Source organism: Actinomycetota bacterium, from assembly GCA_013152275.1.
Taxonomy (GTDB): Bacteria; Actinomycetota; Acidimicrobiia; order Spongiisociales; family UBA4744; genus BMS3Bbin01.
Window position 1 is genome coordinate 129,839 of the sequence record JAADGS010000027.1, and the last position, 21,617, is coordinate 151,455.

Genomic DNA, 21,617 nt, shown 5'->3' on the forward strand with positions numbered 1-21,617 from the left:
GAAGGTGCCGACCGGTAGCCTTCTCCTCTCATGCTTCGTCGGTATCTGACTCTGCTCGTTGGCTATCTGCGCCCGCTGCGCGGTCGTGTCGTCGCGCTCACCCTGCTGTTGCTCGCAGGGATCACCTTTCAGCTGATCAATCCGCAGATCGTGCGGCGATTCATCGACGGAGCAACGTCGGGCTCACCTCGGGCTGCTCTCGTCGCCCTGGCGGTGGTGTTCATGGCGCTGGCGGTGGCGCAGCAGGCATTCTCCGTGTTTGCCACGTTTCTGGCGGAAACGGTGGGGTGGTCGGCGACGAACGAGCTCCGTGGTGATCTCGCCGATCACCTCCTTCGCCTCGACATGGGCTTCCACAAGTCCCACACTTCCGGGGAGCTCATCGAGCGGATCGACGGAGACATCACGGCCCTGTCGAACTTCTTCTCCCAATTCGTCATCCACGTTGCCGGGAACCTGGTGCTTCTCCTCGGAATCCTCGTGCTCCTGTTCAGAGAGAACCTGTGGATCGGCCTTGGGATATCGGTGTTCGCCGTGATGGCGCTTGCAGGGATGGTGAGTATTCAGGCTCTCGCGATGCCGTGGTGGAAACGCGTCCGTCAGAAGAGTGCCGAGTTCTACGGATTCCTTGGTGAGCAACTCGGCGGGACCGAGGATGCTCGGGCCAACGGTGGTGTAGCGTTCATCGTCGAGCGGTTCACCCGGCACCTGCGCGAATGGCTCCCCGCCTCCGTTCGTGGATTCATGGGATGGGCGCATCTGTGGTCGACCAACATCGTGCTGTTCTCGGCACTCACCGCGTTGGTGTATTGGCTGGGTTCCAGGTTCTTTGGAGCGGGGGCGCTGAGCATCGGCTCGGTGTACCTGGTCTTCTCCTACAGCGAGCTGATGCGACAGCCCATGGATCGCATTCGCACCCAAATGCAGGATCTTCAGAAGGCTTCCGCAGCCCTCACGAGGGTCGAAGCCCTCTTTGCCCTCGAGTCCCGCCTGCCGCTGGACGGAACGAAGCTGCTTCCCGCCGGTGCGCTCTCGGTGACGTTCCAAGACGTCTCGTTTGCCTATCACGACGGAGATGACGGATCCGACGAGATCGTCCTGAGTGATCTGGCCATTGCCCTGGAAGCCGGAAGGATTCTCGGCGTACTCGGGCGCACCGGCAGCGGCAAGACGACACTGGCCAGACTTCTGACTCGCCTGTATGACCCGGTCGAGGGCACGGTGACGCTTGGGGACGTGATGCTGCGACACACGGACATGGCGGATTTACGCCGGCGGGTGGGAATGGTCACACAGGACGTCCAGCTCTTCCATGCGACAGTGCGGGACAACCTGACCTTCTTCGCCCCGGGGTTCGACGATCGGCGGATCCACGCGGTCCTCGACGAGCTCGAGCTGTCCGATTGGGTGCAGGCCCTGCCCCAGGGTCTCGATACGACCCTCGGGCCCGGAGGTGGTGGATTGTCCGCGGGCGAGGCGCAACTTCTCGCGTTCACGCGCATCTTCCTTCGAGATCCCGGCCTGATCATCTTGGACGAGGCATCGTCGAGGCTCGACCCGGCGACCGAGCAGCTCATCGAGCGCGCCGTCGACCGTCTCATGGCCGGCCGAACCGGGATCGTGATCGCCCATCGGCTCTCAACGGTGACGCGCGCCGACGACATCCTCATCCTCGAAGGCGGCGAGGTCGTGGAGTTCGGAAGCCGCAAGGCGCTCGCGCAGGACCCCGACTCTCGATTCTCGTTCTTCTTGCAGGCCGGCATGGAGCAGGTGCTCGAATGAAGCGCGACCGCTTGACCCTCCATCTGATGTGGAGACTGATTCGATCACAGCCTCTTCGTTACCTCGGGAACGTCGCTGCGTGGGCGACGGTATGGGTGATGCCGGTGGTACCCGGGCTGATCACGAAGGCTTTCTTCGACCGCATCACAGGAGACCAGACGGCAGGCTTCACCGTCGGGACGCTGATCGCGTTCCTCGGCGCCTACGCCGTGGCGCGTGTCTGTGTCGTCCAGTTCGGGATGTTCAACGACGAGAACTTTCGTTTCCGAGTCGCCGCGCTGCTTCGCGGTAACCTGCTCGAACGGATCCTCGAGCTCCCCGGCGCTCGGGCAATCCCCGACTCGCCGGGGGAGGCGATCAGCCGCTTCCGCGACGACGTCGATCAGGTTGCGGAGACGATCTCATGGACGACCGACATGATCGGCACGGTGGCGTTCGCGGCGGTTGCGGTGGGGATCTTGTCGTCGATCAACGCGCAGATCACCCTGGTCGTGTTCATCCCGTTGGTGCTGGTGATCGTTGCTGCGGAGCGAGCAGGCACCCGTATTCGTACGTACCGGAGAGCGGCTCGTGAAGCGACCGGCCGGGTCACCGGTGCGATCGGGGAGATGTTCCGATCGGTGCAGGCGATCAAGGTGGCCGGGGCCGAAGAAGGCATGATCGGCCACTTCCGCAGGCTGAACGATGAGCGGAAGGTCGTCGCGGTCAGAGATCGAGTGTTCACCGCGATCCTCGAATCGATCTTCTGGAACACGGTCAACATCGGGACCGGCATCATCTTGATCCTCGCCGCGGGCACGATGAGCCCCGAGGGGACGTTCACGGTCGGCGACTTCGCGATCTTCGTGTATTTCCTGACGTTCGCGACCGACATGGTGCACTTCGTGGGGCTGTTCATCGCGAGGCTCCGCCAGTCGTCCGTAGCGTTCGATCGGCTGTATGAACTGCTGCAAGGCGCACCCGCGGACCGGATGGTGGCGCCCCGAACGCTGCATCTCACAGGTGATGTCCCGCCCCTCCCCGACCCTCCGGAGCGAGAGCCTCTCGAGCGACTCGAGGTGCGCGGGCTCACGTATCGATACCCCGGGACCGGCAACGGGATCGAGAACATCGAGATGACGCTCGAGCGGGGAAGTTTCACCGTCGTCACCGGGAGGATCGGTGCCGGCAAGACGACACTGCTGAGGGCACTGTTGGGTCTGCTCGATGCCGGCGGCGGGGCGATCTTCTGGAACGGCCGTCGCGTCGACGACCCGGCCACATTCTTCGTGCCGCCCCGCAGCGCCTACACCCCGCAGATCCCGTTGCTGTTCTCGATGAGCCTGAGGGACAACCTCGCGATGGGCCTGCCCGTCGATGATGATGCGATGGCCGCGGCGATGCATGCCGCCGTGCTCGAGCCGGACGTCGCCGCCATGCCGGAAGGCCTGGAGACGCAGATCGGCGCGCTCGGAGTTCGGCTGTCGGGCGGACAGGTGCAGCGCACTGCAGCCGCACGTATGTTCGTGCGGGAACCGGAGTTGTACGTGTTCGACGACCTGTCGAGTGCACTCGACGTGGACACGGAACGCATCCTTTGGAGACGGATGTTTGCCGAGCACGCCCAGGCAACCAGCCTCGTCGTGTCCCATCGTCGGGCTGCGCTGAGGCGTGCCGATCAGATCATCGTGCTGCAGGAGGGCCGTGTGTCCGCCGAGGGGACCCTCGACGAGTTGTTGGAGTGCAGCGAGGAGCTGCGCCGTCTGTGGTCCGACGAACCGGATCGGGACGGAGACGGATGATCGATCATGACACCTCCGGATCGGGCGGCGTTGGCGGCGGGCTCGGGCGCCGCCCCGGGACAGCCGGCGTTCGTGGGGATACCCCCCGGCACGGCCGGCCGGGCCTTCCGCCGGCGAGAAGCAGAGACGTCTTGTCGCACGGATCCTGCGTCCTGTGGGAGCCGCTCCGACCCGCGTGATGCGGGTCCGTGTACGGGTAACCTGCGGGTCGTGAACGTGCGCGCCGAACGAATCCACACCGTCCGCAAGACCTTGTGGATCGTTCTCGGCCTGAACCTGGCGGTCGCCGGCGCCAAGCTCGGCTACGGGGTGGTCACGGGATCGGTGGCGATGACCGCCGACGGGTTCCACTCACTCTTCGACGGGTTGTCCAACGTGATCGGGCTGCTCGGGATGGCCATTGCCGGGCGACCTCCGGATGAGGGGCATCCGTACGGCCACGGCAAGTACGAGACGTACGCTGCAGCGGCGATCGGAGGGGTACTCGTCGTCGTGGCATGGGAAGTCGGCCGCAGCGCCCTCGAAGGACTCACCAGCGGTGCTCAGCCACCCGTCGTCACCTCGATCTCGTTCATCGTGATGTTGGTGACGCTGGCGGTGAACATCGGGGTGACGATAGGCGAGCGTCGCGTCGGCAAGCGAGTGGGCAGCGACCTCTTGCTCGCCGACGCCAGCGACACCGCCTCGGACATCATCGTCAGCCTCGGCGTGATCGGGAGCCTCGTGGCCGTCCGGCTCGGCTATCCGACGGCAGATCCGATCATCGCACTTCTCGTGGCTTTGGCCATCGTTCGCACCGCGATCTCCGTTCTCGCACGTGCAGAAGCGACGTTCTCGGATCGGGCACGTCTCGACGCAGACGAAGTCTGTCGGGTCGTGAGCACCGTGGAGGGTGTGCAGGGGTGTCATTCTGTTCGGACGCGAGGCTCGATGTCGGAGGTGTTCGTCGATCTGCACGCGGAGGTCGACCCCGACATCACCGTCGAGGAGGGACACCGCATGAGCAGGACCGTCATGGAAGAGGTTCGTGAGGCGTTCCCCGAGGTGGTCGACGTGCTCGTGCATCTGTGCCCGTCCGGGGTCCGGCACTCGAAATGATCACGTCCGTTTACGGAGCTTCCAGGCTTCTTTGGCGGGCCGGCGCCGCGCCCATTCGACGGTGACGAAGTCGTACCACGTGCAAGCGTCCGGTGGCGGACGCACTTCGATCAGATCCAGTATCTCGAGCCCCCGATCGCGAAAGATGCGGATCTGGTCGCCGTGGCTCAGGTGGAACTCGATTGCCGGGTTGCCCGGCCACTCGAACCGGTGCATGCCGAAGAGGTTTCGCTTGAGCGTCGTGTCGGCGGGGATGCCGTCCTCGTCGGGGACGCACATCATGAGCAGAGTCGAGTTCCCGAAGATGATCAGCTCACCTCCCGGTTTCAGGACTCTGGCTGCTTCGGGAATCCACCGGTACGGATCGGACCAGATGGTCGCTCCGTATTCGGAGATCACCAGATCGAAGTGCTCGTCGCGAAACGGGAGTGCCTCTGCGATGCCATGGATCAACGGAAAGACGAGGCCGTGCTCGTGCTGCATGCGCCGCGCCGTTGCGAGTCGGGCCGGAGAGTTGTCGAGTCCGACGACCCGCGCGCCGCGACGAGAAAGCCAAGCGGAGACGTACGCAATTCCGTAACCATCGTCGGGCACGTCCTTGCTGTCGATGTCGGGGAGGAGTCCGAGTTCGGTCTCGGCCATGCCCCAGACCCCCACGACGGTTCGCTCGCCCAGTTGCGTTCCCCGGCTGCGACCTAGTCGCCGGCGGAGTCGTTCCACGCGGTCCGGTCGTACTGGATGTAGCCGGGCAGGTCCATCGGCGCTCACCCAATCCGACGTGTTCCACCACGCTATGATTTGGTGATCGACGAAAGGAAATTCCTTGGCAATCCCATGGGCGGCCCTGGCTCCGGTGATGGCGCTTGCCCTCGCCTTCGTCGTCTACTGCTGGATCGACATCGCCCGATCGCGCGTCCGGTACCTCCCCAAGTGGCTGTGGGCGGTCATCTGCATCATCTCCGTGCCGGCCGGAGGCATCATCTATCTGCTGATCGGCCGGGAAGAGGGAAGTCCGTGATCGTCCGGACCTCCGGCCTTGTCAAGGAGTACGGTTCCACGACCGCCTTGGCGGGGGTCGATCTCGAGGTGAGTGAGGGCTCGGTGTACGGGCTGGTCGGATCGAACGGCGCGGGCAAGACGACGCTGCTCGCGATCCTCTCCGGGCTACGGCGCCCGACCGGCGGCTCGGTGCACCTTGGTGTTTCCTCTGCCGAGATGGCCGTGCTCCCGGACACCCCCCATTTCGACAAGTGGCTGACCGGTCGAGAAGTCGTCGACCTCGCTCGGAACCTGTCGGAGCGTTCGATCACCGAGTCACGCGTGGGAGAGGTCCTGGAGCTGACCGGAATCATCGACGCGGCGGAGCAGAAAGTCGGCGGATACTCACGGGGCATGCTCCAACGCCTCGGGCTTGCCGCAACCGTCGTGGCCGAACCGAAGCTGCTGCTTCTCGATGAGCCGTCGGCCGCACTCGATCCGGCCGGCCGTCGAGAGGTGCTGGATCTCGTTACGAAGATTCGTGGAGAGGCGACCGTTGTGTTCTCGAGTCACATCCTCTCCGACGTGCAAGAGGTCTGTGACACGGTGGGAGTCCTGGACCATGGCCGCCTTCGGTTCCAGGGGCCGATCGGTGAGCTGCTGAGCGGCCGGGCGGCACCCGCGTACCGGGTGCGTCTTCGGCCTCCGGCCGTGCCTGCGGTCGCCGCTCTCCAAGAGCAGCCCTGGGTGCAGGAGGTCGCCGTGCTCGGTGATGGCGATCTGCGTGTGTCGGTGACCTCGCTCGAGGATGCGGAGCGATACCTGCCTGGCGTGCTCGCCGGCGTGGAGGCGCGTGTCGTGTCGATCGCTCCCGAGGCCGCCACACTCGAAGAAGTGTTTCTGGAGCTGACTCGATGAACCTCTGGCGGCTGGAATGGCTTCGACTGTGGCGCACCAAGCGGTGGATCGCCCTGGTGGGTGTGTACCTCTTCTTCGGGTTTCTCGGCCCCCTCAGCGCTCGCTACCTCAACGAGATCCTGGCCCGGACCGCGCAGCTCCAGGGAGGTGCGGTCATCAAACTGCCGCCTCCGACTCCTGCCGATGGGATCGCCCAGTACGTCGGGAACATCGCGCAGTTGGGCATACTGGTCGTCGTGGTAGTTGCTGCCGGCGCGTTTGCGATGAAACCGGAGATGGCAACGTTCCTGCGCACGCGAGTCCAGAGCATGGTCCGGCTCCTCCTCCCACGCTATGTCGTCAGCGTGACCGCGGCCACCGGAGCGTTCCTGCTGGGGACCGGCGCAGCGTGGTATGAGACGAGCGTGCTCCTCGGCGGTCTCCCCGTGGGGAGGATGTTTGCCGGCATCGGGTACGGGGTCCTGGCGCTCCTGTTCGTCGTGTCTGTGGTCGCCGCCGCGTCCTCTCGGTCGAAGAACACGCTTGGGACGGTCCTGATCTCCATCGTCGCTCTGTTGCTACTCCCGCTGATCGGCCTGATTCACGGTGTGGCCAAGTGGGTTCCCACTTCGCTGATCACTGCGATGAGTGATCTCGCCCGGGATGCCTCCATAGGCGACTTCGCGAAGACGGCGATCGTGACGGTGATCGTCACCGCGGGGCTCTTGTGGTTCGCGGTGTGGGGGCATGCACGCCGCGAGGTGTGACGGCCGGGTCGCAAGTGTTGGCACTCCGTGGCAGCTCCTCCGCCACGAACCGGAGGAGGCGGCTGTCTTTCGTCAGCCCGTTCGCAGCGCCTCGGTCGGTGACATCCTCGCGGCACGCATGGCCGGGTACAGGCCGGCGATCGCTCCGATGACCAGAGCGGCGCCCAGCCCGCCGACCCACGAGATCGTCGGGATCAACGTCGTCCATCCTTTCAGCTGCGAGTAGGCGGCCGTGACCGCGGCTCCGAGGGCCACTCCGCCCAGTCCGCCGACCGTCGAGAGCAGGAACGACTCTCCGAGGAATTGGAGTGCCACGTGCCGTCGCGTTGCGCCGAGAGCTCTTCGAAGTCCGATCTCGGAGCGACGCTCGAGCACCGAGATCACCATGACGTTCGCGATGCCGACACCTCCGACGAGGAGCGCGATGGCGCCGAGCCCGAGAAAGAGAGCGGTGAGCGCGTCGTCTGCCGCTTCGCGTGCTTCGAGAGCATCGGTCGGTCGGGAGACTTCCACTTCCTCAGGGTTCTCCGGGTTGGTCGTCGCGGCGAGCACACCCATGACCGCGTCGACCTGATCGGGAGTGGTCCTCACATACAGGGTGCTCGGGACACCGTCGGCGTCGAGGTAGGTTTTCGCGGCCTGGATCGGCACGATCGCGGCACGATCGAGATCGGGGCTCAGATCGAGCGGGTCGAGGATTCCCCGTACGGCGAACCATTGATCCCCCAGCCATATCTTCGGTGCGGCATCCAGGCTGGAGATCCCGAGCCGTTCTGCCGCGACCGCACCAAGTACGACGGTCGGATAGGAACCTTGCTCGTCGAGGAACGTGCCGTCGGCAACGGTGCCTTGGAGCGTGTCGAGAAGGTTCGGGTCCACCGCCCTGACGGTGATCCCGCCGCTCTGTGTCGAGGGCACGTAGTCGGTGCGATAGACCTTCGCGCCGACGTTGCTGACCGAGGAGACGGCCCGCACGGGTCCGATCCGCTCGATCATGGACACGGCCGTGTCCGGAAGCTCCCCTCTGCCGATGCCGATTCCCTGGCCGGCTTCCACGGTGAGGAGGTTCGTTCCGAGCCGATCGAGTTTGGCCAGCAGATCCGACTTGCTCGACTCGGAGAGTCCGAGCACGCCCACGATCGCTGCGATGCCGATCATGATGCCGAGCATCGACAGGGCAGCACGCAGCTTGCGTGTGCGAAGACCCACCGTGGCCGTGCGGAACACGTCACCGATGTGCAGCTTGGACGGAGTCAGACCGTCCGGCATCAGGCCGCAACCCCGGTGTCATAGTCGATGATGCCGTCCCTGATACCTACGCGGCGGGGCATCTGGTCGGCGATCTCGCGGTTGTGGGTGATCACGACGATCGTCACCCCGTCGGTATTGAGATCTTCGAGGAGTTCTACGATCGCGTCACTCGAACGCGTGTCGAGGTTTCCGGTCGGCTCGTCGGCGAGGACGATGGCCGGATTCCCCACGATGGCCCTGGCGACGGCGACCCGCTGCCGTTCGCCACCGGACAGCTTGTTCGATACCTGATCGAGGCGGTGTCCGAGCCCGACACGCTCCAGCGCCGCGGCGGCCATCTCGCGGCGCTTCCTGGCCGGGATTCCCGTGTAGAGAAGGCCGTCCGCAACGTTGTCGAGTGCCGTGTAGTCACTGAGCAGGAAGAACCGCTGGAAGACGAAGCCGATGTGACGCGAACGCAACGCAGACATCTGCTTGTCCGACAGAGAGGCGATGTCGTAGCCGGCGACATGGATCCGGCCGGACGAAGGGCGGTCGAGGGTCCCCATGATGTGGAGCAGCGTCGATTTCCCCGATCCGGATGGTCCGACGACGGAGACGAGCTCGCCGGAGCGGATCTGCAGATCGATGCCGCGAAGTGCCCGCACCGGCGGCGTGCCGGCATAGGTCTTGATCACATTGGAGAGCGACAAGACGGTCGAGAGGTCGGTGGGCTCCGTCACGGAACCACGACCCGGTCGCCTGCGGCCACCTCGCCGGACGTGATCTCGACGAGCCCGTCGGCGTACATGCCCGGTTCGACGGCCACGAGATGGGTCGAGTCGCCGTCGCCGATCTCTACGGCGTAGCCCCCTTCCGAGAGTGCCAGCAGTGCGGTGACGGGTACGGCCAGCACGTCGTATGCCGCGTCGGTGACGATGCCGACGTCTACCGTCGAGTTCCCGAAGCTCGCTGCGGCCTTCGGATCGTCGAGGGAGATCGTCACCGAGGTCGATGTCGCTCCTCCCTGGCCGACGCTCGTATCGAGCGATGTCACGGTTCCACCCATGTCGGTGTCGTCGGGAAGTGTCACCGTGACACGGTCATCCACTTCGAACAGTCCTTCATCGGAAGGGTCCAGGGTCACGGTGACCACCGAGTCGCTGGAAGACGTGGACAGCACAGGTGTTCCGTCGCGGACGCCCGAACCCAGTTGAACGAGTGTGTCGGCCACTCGCACCGGTCCCGTGAGGAACACGACTTCGCCGAGATCGACGATCCCATCGACGGGTGCGCCGATGTCCTCTTGCCAATCCTTGACCATCGTTCGGGTGTACGACGTGAACTCCTCGTCCACGGTCACCTTGCCGTCGGGGTCATAGCCGAGAGCCACGAGCGCTTTCTCCAGCTGCCTCACGTCGGCGCCCTCGGTGCCCTTGCGCAGCGGACGCCACGCCGGCAGGTCTCCGTAGAGGAGGGTGACCGGCTGGTCGTTGATGACGAAGAGCGTGTCTCCCTGCTCGAGCGTGGAATCATCGTCGACGGAGGAGACGAGGGTTCCGTTGAGACGATTCAGAATCGGGTCGGTGGAGGTGTAGCCGAGGGTTCCGCTCACCGTCTCGGTCTGTTCGAGGTCGGTGACCGTTGCTTCCGCAAATCGGAGGGCTCTGACGGTCGTGGCCGTCGCGTTCTCTGTTCCGCCCCTGAGCGAATACCAGACGCCGGCTCCTCCGGCGACCAGAATCACGATGATGGCGGCGATCCAGCGTCCCGCTCGCCCCATCAGCCGCCTCCTCCTCCCGGTCCGACGGCACCCCGGGTTCCTCCGAGGAAGCCGGGAAGGTTCGTGAAGATGCTCTGGCAGGCGTCGTTGGCTTTGATGAAGGCCGGATCGCTCGGGTCGATATCGGCGAAGGGTCCGCGAGGCGGGCCGTCCCCGGATCCGGGTGAACCGACGTTGGAGAAGTCGGGGTCTGGCATGTCGTAGCCGTTCTCGCGCATGCAGGCCGCATACGTGACGAACGTGTCTTCGAGCTGTGTCCGATCCTGCTGCCGGAACCCGATGGCGACCCGTTCGAGAATCGGACCGCACGCATCCCGTGCCTTCTGGAAGAGTTCCCGATCATTCGGGTCGAAGTTGGTGGGACGGGAGAGCCGCAGGTTGCCGTTTGCGTCTACGACCGGATCCTCGATCTCGATCCCCTGTTCACGAAGGCACGCCGTGAAGTCGAGCATCGCCTGCTCGAAGTCGACCTCGGTCGTCGTCGTGGTGCTGCTTTGGGGCGTGGTGTCTTCGAGCGATGCCACCGCATCACTGCTCGTGCTTCCTCCACCGCATGCTGCCGCGACCAGGCCGAAGGCAGCCACGAGTGTGATGAGTCTGATGCTCATGGGCTTCCTCTCAGGAGTATCCAGAGTGACGATCGCGCACCGGGCTTAACGGCACGTGAAGGGAGCATGAGAATGTGATGAGAAAACCTGCGCCTGACACGGCGGCCTTTCTCACATTGCCTCCTGAGGAAGGCAGCGGAGTCGTGGCACCACATCATTGCCATGGCGCCTTCTGCCCCCCTGTCTTGCCTGTCCTCGAGCCTGGGTAGACGGCCATCGCACGGTCCGCCGTCCGGGAACCGGATGAGTCGTAGCCCCTTCGACCGGCGAGGCGCCCCGAGTTCGACGGGCGGGCAGGTCCGGACGTGGATCAGCGCATGTCCGCCTCGACCTCCTGCGGGAGGGGGAACCAGCGGATGGCTTCTGCGGAGGGTGACAGGCTGATCGGCTCACCATCGAACGGTGCGAGGGGCTGCCCGAGGATCCGACGCGCCGCAGACAAGTAGGCCGGAAGGCGATCGAGGGGTTCGACCGGCCGACGTCGAGGGTAGGTCATCGCCGCTCCGTCGTAGGTGATGTCGGCGAGTGCCATCGGAGGCACGCGGGTCCCGGCTCGATGCCGCCACACTGCCGTCGCGGGGTCGACGCCGTACCGGCTCAGGATCCGCCATCCGTCGTTGGCGATGAGGTGCACTGCGTCGACGATGTAGGAGAACTCGTCCTCGCCGATGAAGTAGTTGAAGTTGACGCGAGCCCAACCGGGCTTGATGATCTCGCAGCCATCCTCGACCTCCTTCTCGAGACGTCGGCTCATCTCGTGGTCGATACCGAGGAGACGATGTCCGTACGGCCCGGCGCAGGAGCAACCGCCGCGTGCCTGAATGCCGAAGAGGTCGTTCAAGAGTGCAACGACGTAGTTGTGGTGGAGCCACCGGTCGATCCCGAAGCGTTCGGGAGCGCGCACCACGAACGACACGATCGAGAGCCGATCGGCGTCGGGGTTGCCGAGGATCCGGATGTTCGGATCGTCTCGCCAGGAACCGATCGCTCGACGGATGAACGCTGACTCGCGGCGCCGAATCTCGTCGGATCCGACCGCCTCCTTGAGTTGGAACACGAGTCCGGCTCTGATCGACTCGACGATCGCCGGCGTGCCGCCCTCCTCACGGTGCTCCTGATCGCGGAGGTAGTGGTGCTCGAACGAGCTCACGTAGCTGACCGTCCCTCCGCCCGGCACCGACGGAACCCGATTGTGGAGGAGATCGCGACGTACGGCGAGCACACCGGGAGTCTGCGGCCCACCGATGAACTTGTGCGGAGAGATGAACACGGCATCCTTGTAGTCGTCACCGTGCGTGTCCGGGGATCGGAGCTCGACCGCGACGTAGGGTGCCGCAGCCGCGAAATCCCAGAACGACAAGGCTCCGTGACGGTGCAGCATGGACGAGATCGCCGACGTGTCGGTGATGATGCCGGTGACGTTGGAGGCGGCGGAGAAACTGCCGATTCGCAGAGGGCGGTTCTGGTACTCGACCAGCATCTCGTCGAGATGTCCGAGGTCGATGTGGCCGTCGTCGTCCTCGCGGATCTCGACAACGTCGGCGATCGATTCGAGCCAGGGGAGTTCGTTGGAATGATGCTCATACGGGCCGACGAAGACGACCGGCCTGTCCCTCGAGGGAATGTGGTCTTCGAGATGGTGGCGCTCATCGAGCTCGGCCGGGATTCGGATGCCGAGGATGGTGATCAGCTTGTCGATCGCTCCGGTCGACCCCGACCCACAGAAGATGACTGCGTGCTCATCATCGTTTCCGCCGAGGCATCGTTTGATGATCGACCTGGCCTCTTCGCGGAACCGAGTTGTCTGGAGCCCCGTTCTGGACGTTTCGGTATGGGTGTTGGCATAGAGGGGCAAGACCACATCGTGGATGTAGTCCTCGATGAACGACAGCGGCTTCCCCGAGGCCGTGTAGTCGGCGTAGGTGATCCGCCGGGGGCCGAAGGGACCGTCGATCGCCGCATCGGCGCCGACCACGGAAGAGCGAATCAACTCGATGAGGTTTTCGGTTGCCATGCCTCGATGGTAGAGGGATCTGTTGGATTGCATCGGGTCGCGGACCGGGTCATGTCGGTTCCTTCTCACCCGTTTCTCATCTTCCTCTCACCATCTTCCTAAGCCTCCCCGGTACAGTGGCTTTTCATGAGTGGTTCCCGAATCCTGATCGCCGAAGACGATCGCGGCGTGCGCCAATCACTGGAGCGAGCTCTGCGCTTTGAGGGTTACGACGTGTCCGCCGTCAAGGATGGTGCCGAGGCACTGGAGGTGCTCATCGAGGATGTTCCCGACCTACTGTTGCTGGACGTGATGATGCCACACATCGACGGTCTCACCGTGTGCCGGCGGCTGCGGGCCACCGGTAACGCTGTCCCGGTGCTCATGCTGACGGCGCGTCATGAGGTCCGTGACCGTGTCGCCGGGCTCGACGCGGGTGCCGACGATTATCTCGTCAAGCCGTTCGCGTTGGAGGAGCTGTTGGCGCGAATCCGTGCGCTCCTTCGGCGCAACGTCCCTGCCGAAGGAGCCGAAACGCTGACGGTCGGTGATCTGACTCTCGATCCCCGCACGCGCAAGGTCACGAGAGGGGATCGTGAGCTCAACCTCACGAAGACGGAGTTCGATCTCCTCGAGCTGCTCCTCATGAACGCCGGTGTGGTCCTGACGAGAGAAGTGATCTACGAGCGGATTTGGGGGTACGACTTCGGAACGAGCTCGAACTCCCTGGATGTCTATATCGGCTACCTACGACGAAAGATGGAGGAAGGCGGCGAGCCGAGGCTCATCAGCACCGTTCGCGGCGTCGGTTACGTGATACGGAAGCCATGAAGCTGCGAGCAAGACTCACGATGCTGGTCACCGGCGCAGTGGCACTTGCCGTGATTCTCGTTTCCGCTTCGGCGTTCTTTCTCGCTCGCGCCCAGATGCGTTCGGTGATCGACGAGTCGCTCCTGGACCGTATCGCGTTCGCCACGCGCGTCGAGAATGCCAGCGGGATGATGCGCCGGGTAGGTCCGCTGCTGCTCGCCGGCGCTGCCGGCGATCTCTTTCGTTTGGATCAATACGTGCAGGTGGTCTTCGCCGACGGGTCGATCGAGACTCCTCTTGGCCAGGAGCTGATACTGCCGGTCACCAATCATGACGTGGCGATCGCCGCAGGCGCCGAGCATGGGATCATTCGTGATGTCTTCGTCGACGGTCTGCATCTTCGGATGGTGACCGGCCCGGCCGGCAAGGGCCAGGCGGTCCAGTACGCCCGCCCGTTGACCGAAGTCGATCAGACACTCGCAAAACTCGCTTTGGTGCTCGGCCTCGTCGGGCTCGGTGGTATCGCGATCGCCGCCGCTCTCGGGATGATCGTCTCGCGCAGCAGCCTCGCGCCGGTGATGGCGCTCACGGCGACTGCAGAGCATGTCGCAGAAACACAGGACCTCGAGGCACGGATCGACGTCGATCGCGACGACGAGATCGGGCGACTTGCAGCGTCCTTCAACACGATGCTGGAGGCATTGCAGACCTCGCGTGAGCAGCAGCGCAGGCTGGTTGCCGACGCATCACACGAACTGCGAACACCTCTCACGAGCCTGCGGACCAACATCGAGTTCCTTGCCCGGGCCGAGGGGATGGGTGACGACGACCGGATGGCACTCATGGACGATGTGTCTTTCGAGATGCGCGAGTTGAGCAGCCTGGTCGGTGAAATGGTCGAGCTTGCGACCGATCCGAAGGCAGGCGACGAGCCGCTACAGGGTGTCGACCTCACCGAGACGGTCGACGAGGTTGTCGGACGGGCTCAGCGGAGAACCGGAAGGACGATCGAAGTGTCGGGTGATGCAGGGCAGATCGAAGGGCGTCCGAACTCGCTTCAGCGCGCCGTGTCGAACCTGATCGACAACGCTCACAAGTGGAGCCCTCCGGAGGCGCCGATCACGATCACCCTCTCACCGGGCAGGGTGGAGGTCGCCGATCGCGGGCCAGGGATTCCCACGGAGGACCTTGCCTACGTCTTCGATCGTTTCTATCGGGCGACCGAAGCGAGGTCCCTCCCCGGATCCGGGCTTGGGCTGTCGATCGTCAGGGAGATCGTCGAGAACCATGGCGGCACCGTGTTCGCGTTCAACCGGGACGGTGCGGTCGTCGGGTTCGAGATCCCGATTCTCACCTGATTCTCACGTTGCTCTCAGGCTCCTCTCATGGTGGGAGCGCATCCTTATGAATGCAACTCGACAAAGAGTGCTCTTCCCTCCCCAAGGACCCGGCTTTCGAGCCGGGTCCTTGTCTGCAGTTTGTCTGCACACAATGAAAGAAGACCCGGAGATACTTCGGCATTGAGCCGCCGCATGAGGACCAGCATGCGGATCTCCAGGTCCCGGTGGTCCGGTTGGTAGTCGCCACCTCGAGGAAGCGACATCATGGCCGCTTCAGCGACCGGCCACCTCCAGAGTCCTGTTACAACTGTCTACCAAGACCACCTCCTCTCTCTGGTGGCCTCAGTTTGGCACAGAACGCTGCAAGATCGGAGAGGTTTTTTTCGACGATCGAACCCTGGTTTCGTCTGAGGGAAAAGGAGATGGTCGGGAGACTTCCTCTTTTCGTTGCTTTCTCTGATGAAGGAACAGGGCGTCACGAGCAGGCGGAGTGTGAAGTGGGACGGTTCTCGCAACGCCTCCGTCGTCTCCGCCTGGCTTGGGACTTCCCTCTGCGGAGGGGGAGGAGGAACGGTGCCTCAGCGCTCGCCGACGGTGACGGCGATGGTGCCCTGCCGGCTGCCTCGGACGACGGTCAGCAGGAGCACGTCCCCTTTCTTGGCCGCGGCGATCGTGGCCTCCAAGGTCGGCTGATCGGTGACCTTTGCTCCGTTCACCGCGGTGATGATGTCACCGACCTGGAGACCTGCGCTGTCGGCCGGGCCGGTCGGGAGCACGGTCGTGACGATCACACCTTCGTTCGTCGCCAGTCCGAACCGTTGTTGATACTCGTCGCCGTTGGTGACGAATCCGATACCGATGAAGGCCCTGCCGAGACCTTCGAGGACGCGGTCGACGTCGGGAAGTGCGGTTTCGATCGGTATCGCAAATCCGATGTTCTGTGCGTTGCCTGCGATTGCGGTGTTGATGCCGATCACCTCGCCATTCCGGTTCAGTAGCGGCCCGCCGGAGTTGCCCGGGTTGATGGCCGCGTCGGTTTGCAGGAGGCCGCTGAGCCGACCGGTTTGCGTCCGGATCGTTCGATCGACGGCGGAGAGGATACCGACGGTGACCGTCGGTGAAGAGCTGTCCAGGCCCAGTGCGTTGCCGATGGCGACCACCGGGTCACCGACGTCCATCGAGTCTGCCCTTCCCAGCGGGAGTGGCTCGAGACCCTGTGCGTCGTCGACTTTGAGGATCGCCACATCGTCCGCCGGGAAGCCTCCGATCACTTTGGCGGTTCGTGTCCGGGCGTCCTCCCCGACGATCGTCACCTGGTCGGCTCCCGCGATGACGTGGAAGTTGGTGAGGATGTGGCCATCGTTGTCGATGACGATGCCGGTGCCGGTGCCCGACTCGCTCAGCTCTCGCCGCAGGAACATGTCGATGGTGATTCTGCTTTGCGTAACCGTGACGATGCCGGATCGAACGGTGTCGACGAGGTCCGAGACGTCGTAGAGGATCACCCCCGGCTGTGGAACGGCAGGCGAGATGGCAGGAGGCATGGCCGGTGCGCGCGATGGCGCGTTCACGGCGCCGAGACCTGCGCATGCCGACAGCACGATCGAGAACGCTGCAACGGAGATCGGGCGCATGCGGGTGAGTGTACGTGTTTGTGGCGGGTGTCTCGGAGTAGGGACGTTCGGCCCTTTCATAGGGGACCTTCGGGTGGATTCCAGGTACCCCCGGGGGTAGTAGAGTGATATGTACCACTTCTTGATACGCGATCCGACACGGGGGTCGAACTTATGGCACAGGATCCCGGACACGTTCCAGACGAGAAGGCGTCGAAGAGGCTCCTTCGACGCGATTTCCTGATCGGCCTGATCGCGATCCTGGTGGTGATCCTTGTTCCGATCATCATCTTCGTGCCGTTGCGGAGCCCTGCTACGCCGAGTGACCCGTGGTCTCACGTCCCGGAGAAGCTGGGGCACACCGACCACACGGCCTTGATGCCCGGCCCGTACGAGACCGGACAGGAGGTCACCCGGGCCTGTTTGGAGTGTCATCCCGACGCCGGTGAAGACATGCTGCACTCGGAGCACTTCACATGGGTGAACGATCCCGTCCCCATCGCAGGTCGGCAAGAACCGGTTGCGTTCGGCAAGAAGAACTCGATCAACAACTTCTGTCTCGGTGTGCAGGGGAACTGGCCGAAGTGCACGACCTGCCATGCCGGCTACGGATGGTCGGACGAGAACTTCGACTTCACGAACGAGGACAACATCGACTGTCTCGTCTGCCACAACCAATCCGACGCGTACGCCAAGGGGGAGTCAGGCAACCCCGCAGAGGGATCCGACCTCACCATCGCCGCGCAGAGCGTCGCGAATCCCTCACGTTGGAATTGCGGCCAATGCCATTTCGAGGGCGGGGGCGGCAACGGGGTCAAACACGGGGACCTCGACGACACGCTCATCTATCCGGACGAGAACATCGACGTCCACATGGGCAGGTACGACCTCGTTTGCACCGACTGTCACAAGACGGAGGACCACGACATCAAGGGCACCGCCACGTCGGTTGCACTCGATGCACACAACCAGATCCTTTGTACCGACTGCCACGATTCGAAACCGCACGAGGATGAGCGCCTGAACGGTCACACCGACGCGGTGGCGTGTCAGACCTGCCATGTCCCCGAGTACGCGCTGAAGGACCCGACGAAGATGTGGTGGGACTGGTCGACAGCCGGCAGCGACAGTATCCCGCAGGATCACTACACATACCTCAAGATCAAGGGCAGCTTCGTCTACGACACGAAGGTGACGCCCGAGTACTTCTGGAACGACGGAACCGCCGATCGATACCTGCTCGGTGACCCGATCGATACCGATGGCCCTACCCCGCTGAACAAACCCAACGGTGACATCACAGATCCGGGATCGAAGATCTGGCCCTTCAAGGTCCATCGTGCCAAGCAGCCGTATGACACCGTCAACAACATCCTGATTCAGCCGAAGTTGGCCGGTGAGGGCGGCTACTGGGTCGACTTCGACTGGCCAACGGCCTTGAGACTGGGAGCGGAGATCACCGGCCTGGACTACAGCGGCGAGTACGGATTCACGCGCACCGACATGTGGTGGCCGATCACCCACATGGTGCAGCCTGCAGAGAAGGCTCTGCAGTGCAACGACTGCCACGGAGATGGAGGCAGGTTCGATTGGGAGGCGCTCGGCTATCCCGGTGACCCGATGTTCTCTGGTGGCAGGGTCGATCTCGGTCTCGTGGGAGGCGAGTGATGGGACGCAAGACCGTACGCCGGAGTCTGACAGTCGGCTTGGCTGCCACCGCGCTCCTGACCGCCACCTTGGCTGCGATGACGAGACCGGCGGCCGCCGACGTGAGCCCCGTGCATCCCCGGTACGAACTGCTGGACCAGAACGGTCGGAATGTGCTCGATTCGGGCGGGCCGGTTTCCACGATGCAGACATGTGGACAGTGCCACGACACCGAGTTCATCGCCGATCACGACTTCCATTCCGACCAGGGGTTGACTTCGATGACCGAGCCGGGGTTGAGCCCCTCAGGCCGGCCCTGGGATACGAGTCCTGGTTGGTTTGGTGAGTGGAGCCCGATCACGTATCGGTATCTGTCGCCGGTAGGTGACGAGCGACTCGACCTCGGCACCGCAGACTGGATCGAAGCGCTCGGCTACCGCCATCCTGGCGGCGGTCCGGCCACGACGTCGCGAAACGGATCGCCGCTCGGCGATCTGGCGGTGATCCCCGGGGATCCGGAGACACACGTCGTCGATTCGGCCTCTGGCCAGATCGTGCCCTGGGATTGGAAGTCGTCGGGTGTCGAGGAACTCAACTGCTTCCTCTGCCACATACCGCAGCCCGACAACGCCTCCAGGATGCGTGAGCTTGCCGCAGGACGGTTCGAATGGGCCAACACGGCGACGCTCAACGGAACCGGGATCGTGACCTCGACCGTGGACCATGCCTGGAAGTGGAACCCCGGGGCGTTCGATGAAGATGGGAGACTGGCGAAGCAATACGTCAGGATCCAGGACCCCTCGAACGACAACTGCGGAATATGCCATGGGGTCGTTCACGACTCCGACCGACCGCTCGACGAAGTGGGTTCGACGACCGGCGGATGGGAGACCCTGACCACAGGCCAGGTCTTCTCGGCACAGCGGATCTCCGAATCGGCGCTCAATCTCGCCGACAAACAAGACCTGAACCGGGCGTGGGACGTACACGCCGAGCGCCTGGTGAAGTGCACCGACTGCCACCACTCGCTCAACAACCCCATCTATCTCGAGACGGCACGACCGAGTTACCTGGATTTCGATGCCCGTAGGGCCGACATCGGTGACTATCTGACCCGGCCTCTCCATGAGCTGGCAAGGGGCAGAAGCGCCCAGGGGACGCTCGCCCCGGAGTTCGACTACACGATGCGATCCTGTGAGTCGTGTCACGGTATCGAGAAGGCGCACGAGTGGCTTCCCTTTGCCGACCGACACATGGAGCAGCTTGCATGCGAGACATGCCATATCCCCAAGATGTACATGCCCGCCGCCGAACAGTACGACTGGACGGTCATCCACACCGATGGCACTCCGGCGGTGGTGAACCGGGGCATCGATGGGGTGCCGGGTGACCCTTCGGCGCTGATCACCGGCTACGAGCCGGTCATCCTGAAGCGTGTCGGTGAGGAAGGCGAGACTCGCCTCGCCCCGTACAACCTGGTGTCGTCATGGTTCTGGATATACGGCGATCCTGCGCGTCCTGTGCGTCAGAGGGACCTCGAAGCCGCGTTCCTGGTCGGGGGTGCATACCGACCTGAAATCGTGGCAGCGTTCGATACGAACGGCGACGGAGTCGTCGCCGAGAGAGAACTCGTGATCGACACGACGGAAAAGGAGGCGGCTGTCAAGAGTCGGCTCGAGGCGATCGGGCTCTCCGATCCTCGCATCGATTCGGAGATTCAGCCCTTCACCGTGGCTCATGGTGTGACCGGTGGTGAATTCGCCACCAAGGATTGTCAGACGTGCCATACGAAAGACTCCCGGCTCACGGCGTCCATGCAGCTTGCGGCATATGTGCCCGGCGGAGTCATACCGCACTTCGTCTCCGACACGAATACGGAGACGACAGGCTCGGTGCAACTGGCCGAAGATGGAACGCTCTGGTATCAGCCGACGACGTCGGAGGCCGACATCGGGGTGTTGGGAAGCGATTCGGGCGGTTGGATCGATTGGTTCGGCTGGGTGCTGCTCATCCTGACACTCCTCGGAATCAGTCTGCACGGCGCCCTCCGGGTTCTTCTCGGACTCAGGTTGAGCAAGGCCAAGCCCAAGACGGTGCTCGTGCACATCTATGAACCGTATGAGCGGTTCTGGCATTGGTTGCAGGCAGTGGCGATCATCCTGCTGGTGGTCACGGGTGCGATCATCCACTGGCCAGGTGCCGTGAGTCCTCGAGGCTTTACGAGGCTCGTGATCACCCACAATGTGATGGCGGCCATCTTGGTGGCCAACGCGTTGCTGTCGATCGTCTGGCACGTTGCCAGCGGCGCGATTCGCCAGTACATCCCGCGGCCGAGAGGGTTCTTCGACCAGGCAGTCCGCCAGGCGGTCTTCTACGTGCAGGGCATCTTCAGAGGTGAACCCCACCCGTTCGAGAAGGATGCCCGCCACAAGATGAATCCTTTGCAGCAGATGACATACGTCGTGATTCTGAATGTGTTGTTGCCGCTGCAAATGATCACCGGGATCATGATCTGGGGTGCCCAGCAGTGGCCGGGAGCGACGGCGGCCCTCGGTGGGCTGGCGTTCTTGCTTCCGGTGCACGCGCTCGGAGCGTGGCTGTTCGTCGCCTTCATCATTCTGCACGTCTACCTGACTACCACGGGAGCGACTCCGCTCGCCGCCATTCGGGCCATGATTTCCGGATGGGAGACCATCGAGGTCCATGAAGAGGAGGTCACGGCATGACCATCGCCACCGCGCGATCGTGGCTCACCAAGAAGCGCCCGGAGAAGCCGTGGATGAACCCGTATCTCGGTGGTGTGCTCCTCGGCCTGGTGCTCTTTGCTGCGTTCTTCATCACGGGGAATGGTCTCGGGGCCTCTGGTGGTTTCCAGCGGATCTGGGCATTCATCGAGGACTTGATCGTCCCGGGGCATGTCGACCGTACCGCCTACCTCGCGAACTACGCGGGTGGGAACAAGAACCCCCTCGACCTGTGGATCGTTCCGCTTCTGGTCGGAGTGCCGATAGGGGGGTTCCTGTCCTCCTGGTTCAGCGGTCGATTCAAGATCAGGACCGGGAAAGGGCCGAACATCTCGGTGAAGACTCGTTGGCTCTTCGCCTTCATCGGCGGAACGATCATGGGGTTCGGGGCCCGGTTCGCTCGAGGGTGCACCTCGGGTCAGGCGCTGTCCGGAGGGGCCGTGCTCTCGGTAGGGAGCTGGGCATTCATGTTCGCGATGTTCGCCGGGGGCTACGCAGTCGCGTGGTTCGTCCGAAGGCTCTGGAACTGAGGGGGTCGACATGGTC

The 21,617-nt window shown here is 63.7% G+C and carries 18 protein-coding genes; 11 read left to right on the forward strand and 7 right to left on the reverse strand.

The window, feature by feature from the left end:
• The first annotated feature begins 30 nt into the window (after positions 1–30).
• From GXP34_04430 to GXP34_04440, 3 genes are read left to right on the forward strand one after another with little or no spacing between them, the layout of a single operon-like run.
• The gene (locus GXP34_04430; GenBank protein NOY55215.1) at positions 31–1,782 is read left to right on the forward strand and encodes an ABC transporter ATP-binding protein; all 1,752 of its coding nucleotides are present in this window, start codon (positions 31–33) and stop codon (positions 1,780–1,782) included.
• Positions 1,783–1,808: 26 nt separating this feature from the next.
• On the forward strand, positions 1,809–3,563 hold the full coding sequence (locus tag GXP34_04435; GenBank protein ID NOY55216.1) for an ABC transporter ATP-binding protein: 1,755 nt from the start codon (positions 1,809–1,811) through the stop codon (positions 3,561–3,563).
• 6 nt (positions 3,564–3,569) lie between these two features.
• Positions 3,570–4,661, forward strand: a complete 1,092-nt coding sequence (locus GXP34_04440) for a cation transporter (GenBank protein ID NOY55217.1) — start codon at positions 3,570–3,572, stop codon at positions 4,659–4,661.
• On the opposite strand, the gene GXP34_04445 is transcribed toward GXP34_04440, so the two are convergent.
• Positions 4,662–5,303: a class I SAM-dependent methyltransferase gene (locus tag GXP34_04445; GenBank protein NOY55218.1), complete on the reverse strand. Its 642-nt coding sequence runs from the start codon at positions 5,301–5,303 to the stop codon at positions 4,662–4,664.
• A 214-nt stretch (positions 5,304–5,517) separates the two neighbouring features.
• Between GXP34_04445 and GXP34_04450 the strand changes: the two genes are divergently transcribed.
• Genes GXP34_04450 through GXP34_04460 form a run of 3 tightly spaced genes read left to right on the forward strand, consistent with a single transcriptional unit; the run spans position 5,518 to position 7,303 of the window.
• The gene (locus GXP34_04450; GenBank protein NOY55219.1) at positions 5,518–5,679 is read left to right on the forward strand and encodes a PLDc_N domain-containing protein; all 162 of its coding nucleotides are present in this window, start codon (positions 5,518–5,520) and stop codon (positions 5,677–5,679) included.
• Positions 5,676–6,557: an ABC transporter ATP-binding protein gene (locus GXP34_04455; protein ID NOY55220.1), complete on the forward strand. Its 882-nt coding sequence runs from the start codon at positions 5,676–5,678 to the stop codon at positions 6,555–6,557. Before GXP34_04450 ends, GXP34_04455 begins: the two co-directional genes overlap by 4 nt.
• Positions 6,554–7,303 (forward strand): hypothetical protein, encoded by a 750-nt coding sequence (locus tag GXP34_04460; protein NOY55221.1) that lies wholly within the window; start codon positions 6,554–6,556, stop codon positions 7,301–7,303. Before GXP34_04455 ends, GXP34_04460 begins: the two co-directional genes overlap by 4 nt.
• A 72-nt stretch (positions 7,304–7,375) precedes the next feature.
• Here GXP34_04460 and GXP34_04465 read toward each other — a convergent pair whose 3' ends face one another.
• From GXP34_04465 to GXP34_04485, 5 genes are all read right to left on the reverse strand, one after another.
• Positions 7,376–8,572 (reverse strand): ABC transporter permease, encoded by a 1,197-nt coding sequence (locus GXP34_04465; protein NOY55222.1) that lies wholly within the window; start codon positions 8,570–8,572, stop codon positions 7,376–7,378.
• Complete coding sequence (locus tag GXP34_04470) at positions 8,572–9,276, reverse strand: ABC transporter ATP-binding protein (protein NOY55223.1); 705 nt, start codon at positions 9,274–9,276, stop codon at positions 8,572–8,574. Before GXP34_04470 ends, GXP34_04465 begins: the two co-directional genes overlap by 1 nt.
• Entirely contained in the window at positions 9,273–10,316 is a 1,044-nt protein-coding gene (locus GXP34_04475) for an efflux RND transporter periplasmic adaptor subunit (GenBank protein NOY55224.1), read from the reverse strand. The genes GXP34_04470 and GXP34_04475 overlap by 4 nt, the downstream gene beginning before the upstream one ends.
• On the reverse strand, positions 10,316–10,924 hold the full coding sequence (locus tag GXP34_04480; protein ID NOY55225.1) for a hypothetical protein: 609 nt from the start codon (positions 10,922–10,924) through the stop codon (positions 10,316–10,318). Before GXP34_04480 ends, GXP34_04475 begins: the two co-directional genes overlap by 1 nt.
• A 310-nt stretch (positions 10,925–11,234) precedes the next feature.
• Positions 11,235–12,938, reverse strand: coding sequence for an aminotransferase class V-fold PLP-dependent enzyme (locus GXP34_04485; protein ID NOY55226.1), 1,704 nt, complete (start codon positions 12,936–12,938; stop codon positions 11,235–11,237).
• A gap of 126 nt (positions 12,939–13,064) precedes the next feature.
• Here GXP34_04485 and GXP34_04490 point away from each other — a divergent pair, with 126 nt between their 5' ends.
• Both GXP34_04490 and GXP34_04495 read left to right on the forward strand, forming a co-directional pair.
• Positions 13,065–13,748, forward strand: a complete 684-nt coding sequence (locus GXP34_04490; protein NOY55227.1) for a response regulator transcription factor — start codon at positions 13,065–13,067, stop codon at positions 13,746–13,748.
• Positions 13,745–15,085, forward strand: a complete 1,341-nt coding sequence (locus GXP34_04495) for a HAMP domain-containing histidine kinase (protein NOY55228.1) — start codon at positions 13,745–13,747, stop codon at positions 15,083–15,085. The genes GXP34_04490 and GXP34_04495 overlap by 4 nt, the downstream gene beginning before the upstream one ends.
• A gap of 560 nt (positions 15,086–15,645) precedes the next feature.
• Here the strand turns inward: GXP34_04495 and GXP34_04500 are convergent.
• The gene (locus tag GXP34_04500) at positions 15,646–16,701 is read right to left on the reverse strand and encodes a PDZ domain-containing protein (GenBank protein NOY55229.1); all 1,056 of its coding nucleotides are present in this window, start codon (positions 16,699–16,701) and stop codon (positions 15,646–15,648) included.
• Positions 16,702–16,947: 246 nt separating this feature from the next.
• Here GXP34_04500 and GXP34_04505 point away from each other — a divergent pair, with 246 nt between their 5' ends.
• Genes GXP34_04505 through GXP34_04515 form a run of 3 tightly spaced genes read left to right on the forward strand, consistent with a single transcriptional unit; the run spans position 16,948 to position 21,601 of the window.
• Entirely contained in the window at positions 16,948–18,348 is a 1,401-nt protein-coding gene (locus GXP34_04505; protein ID NOY55230.1) for a tetrathionate reductase family octaheme c-type cytochrome, read from the forward strand.
• Entirely contained in the window at positions 18,348–21,053 is a 2,706-nt protein-coding gene (locus GXP34_04510; GenBank protein ID NOY55231.1) for a hypothetical protein, read from the forward strand. The genes GXP34_04505 and GXP34_04510 overlap by 1 nt, the downstream gene beginning before the upstream one ends.
• Entirely contained in the window at positions 21,050–21,601 is a 552-nt protein-coding gene (locus GXP34_04515) for a YeeE/YedE family protein (protein ID NOY55232.1), read from the forward strand. The genes GXP34_04510 and GXP34_04515 overlap by 4 nt, the downstream gene beginning before the upstream one ends.
• The last annotated feature ends 16 nt before the right edge of the window (positions 21,602–21,617 follow it).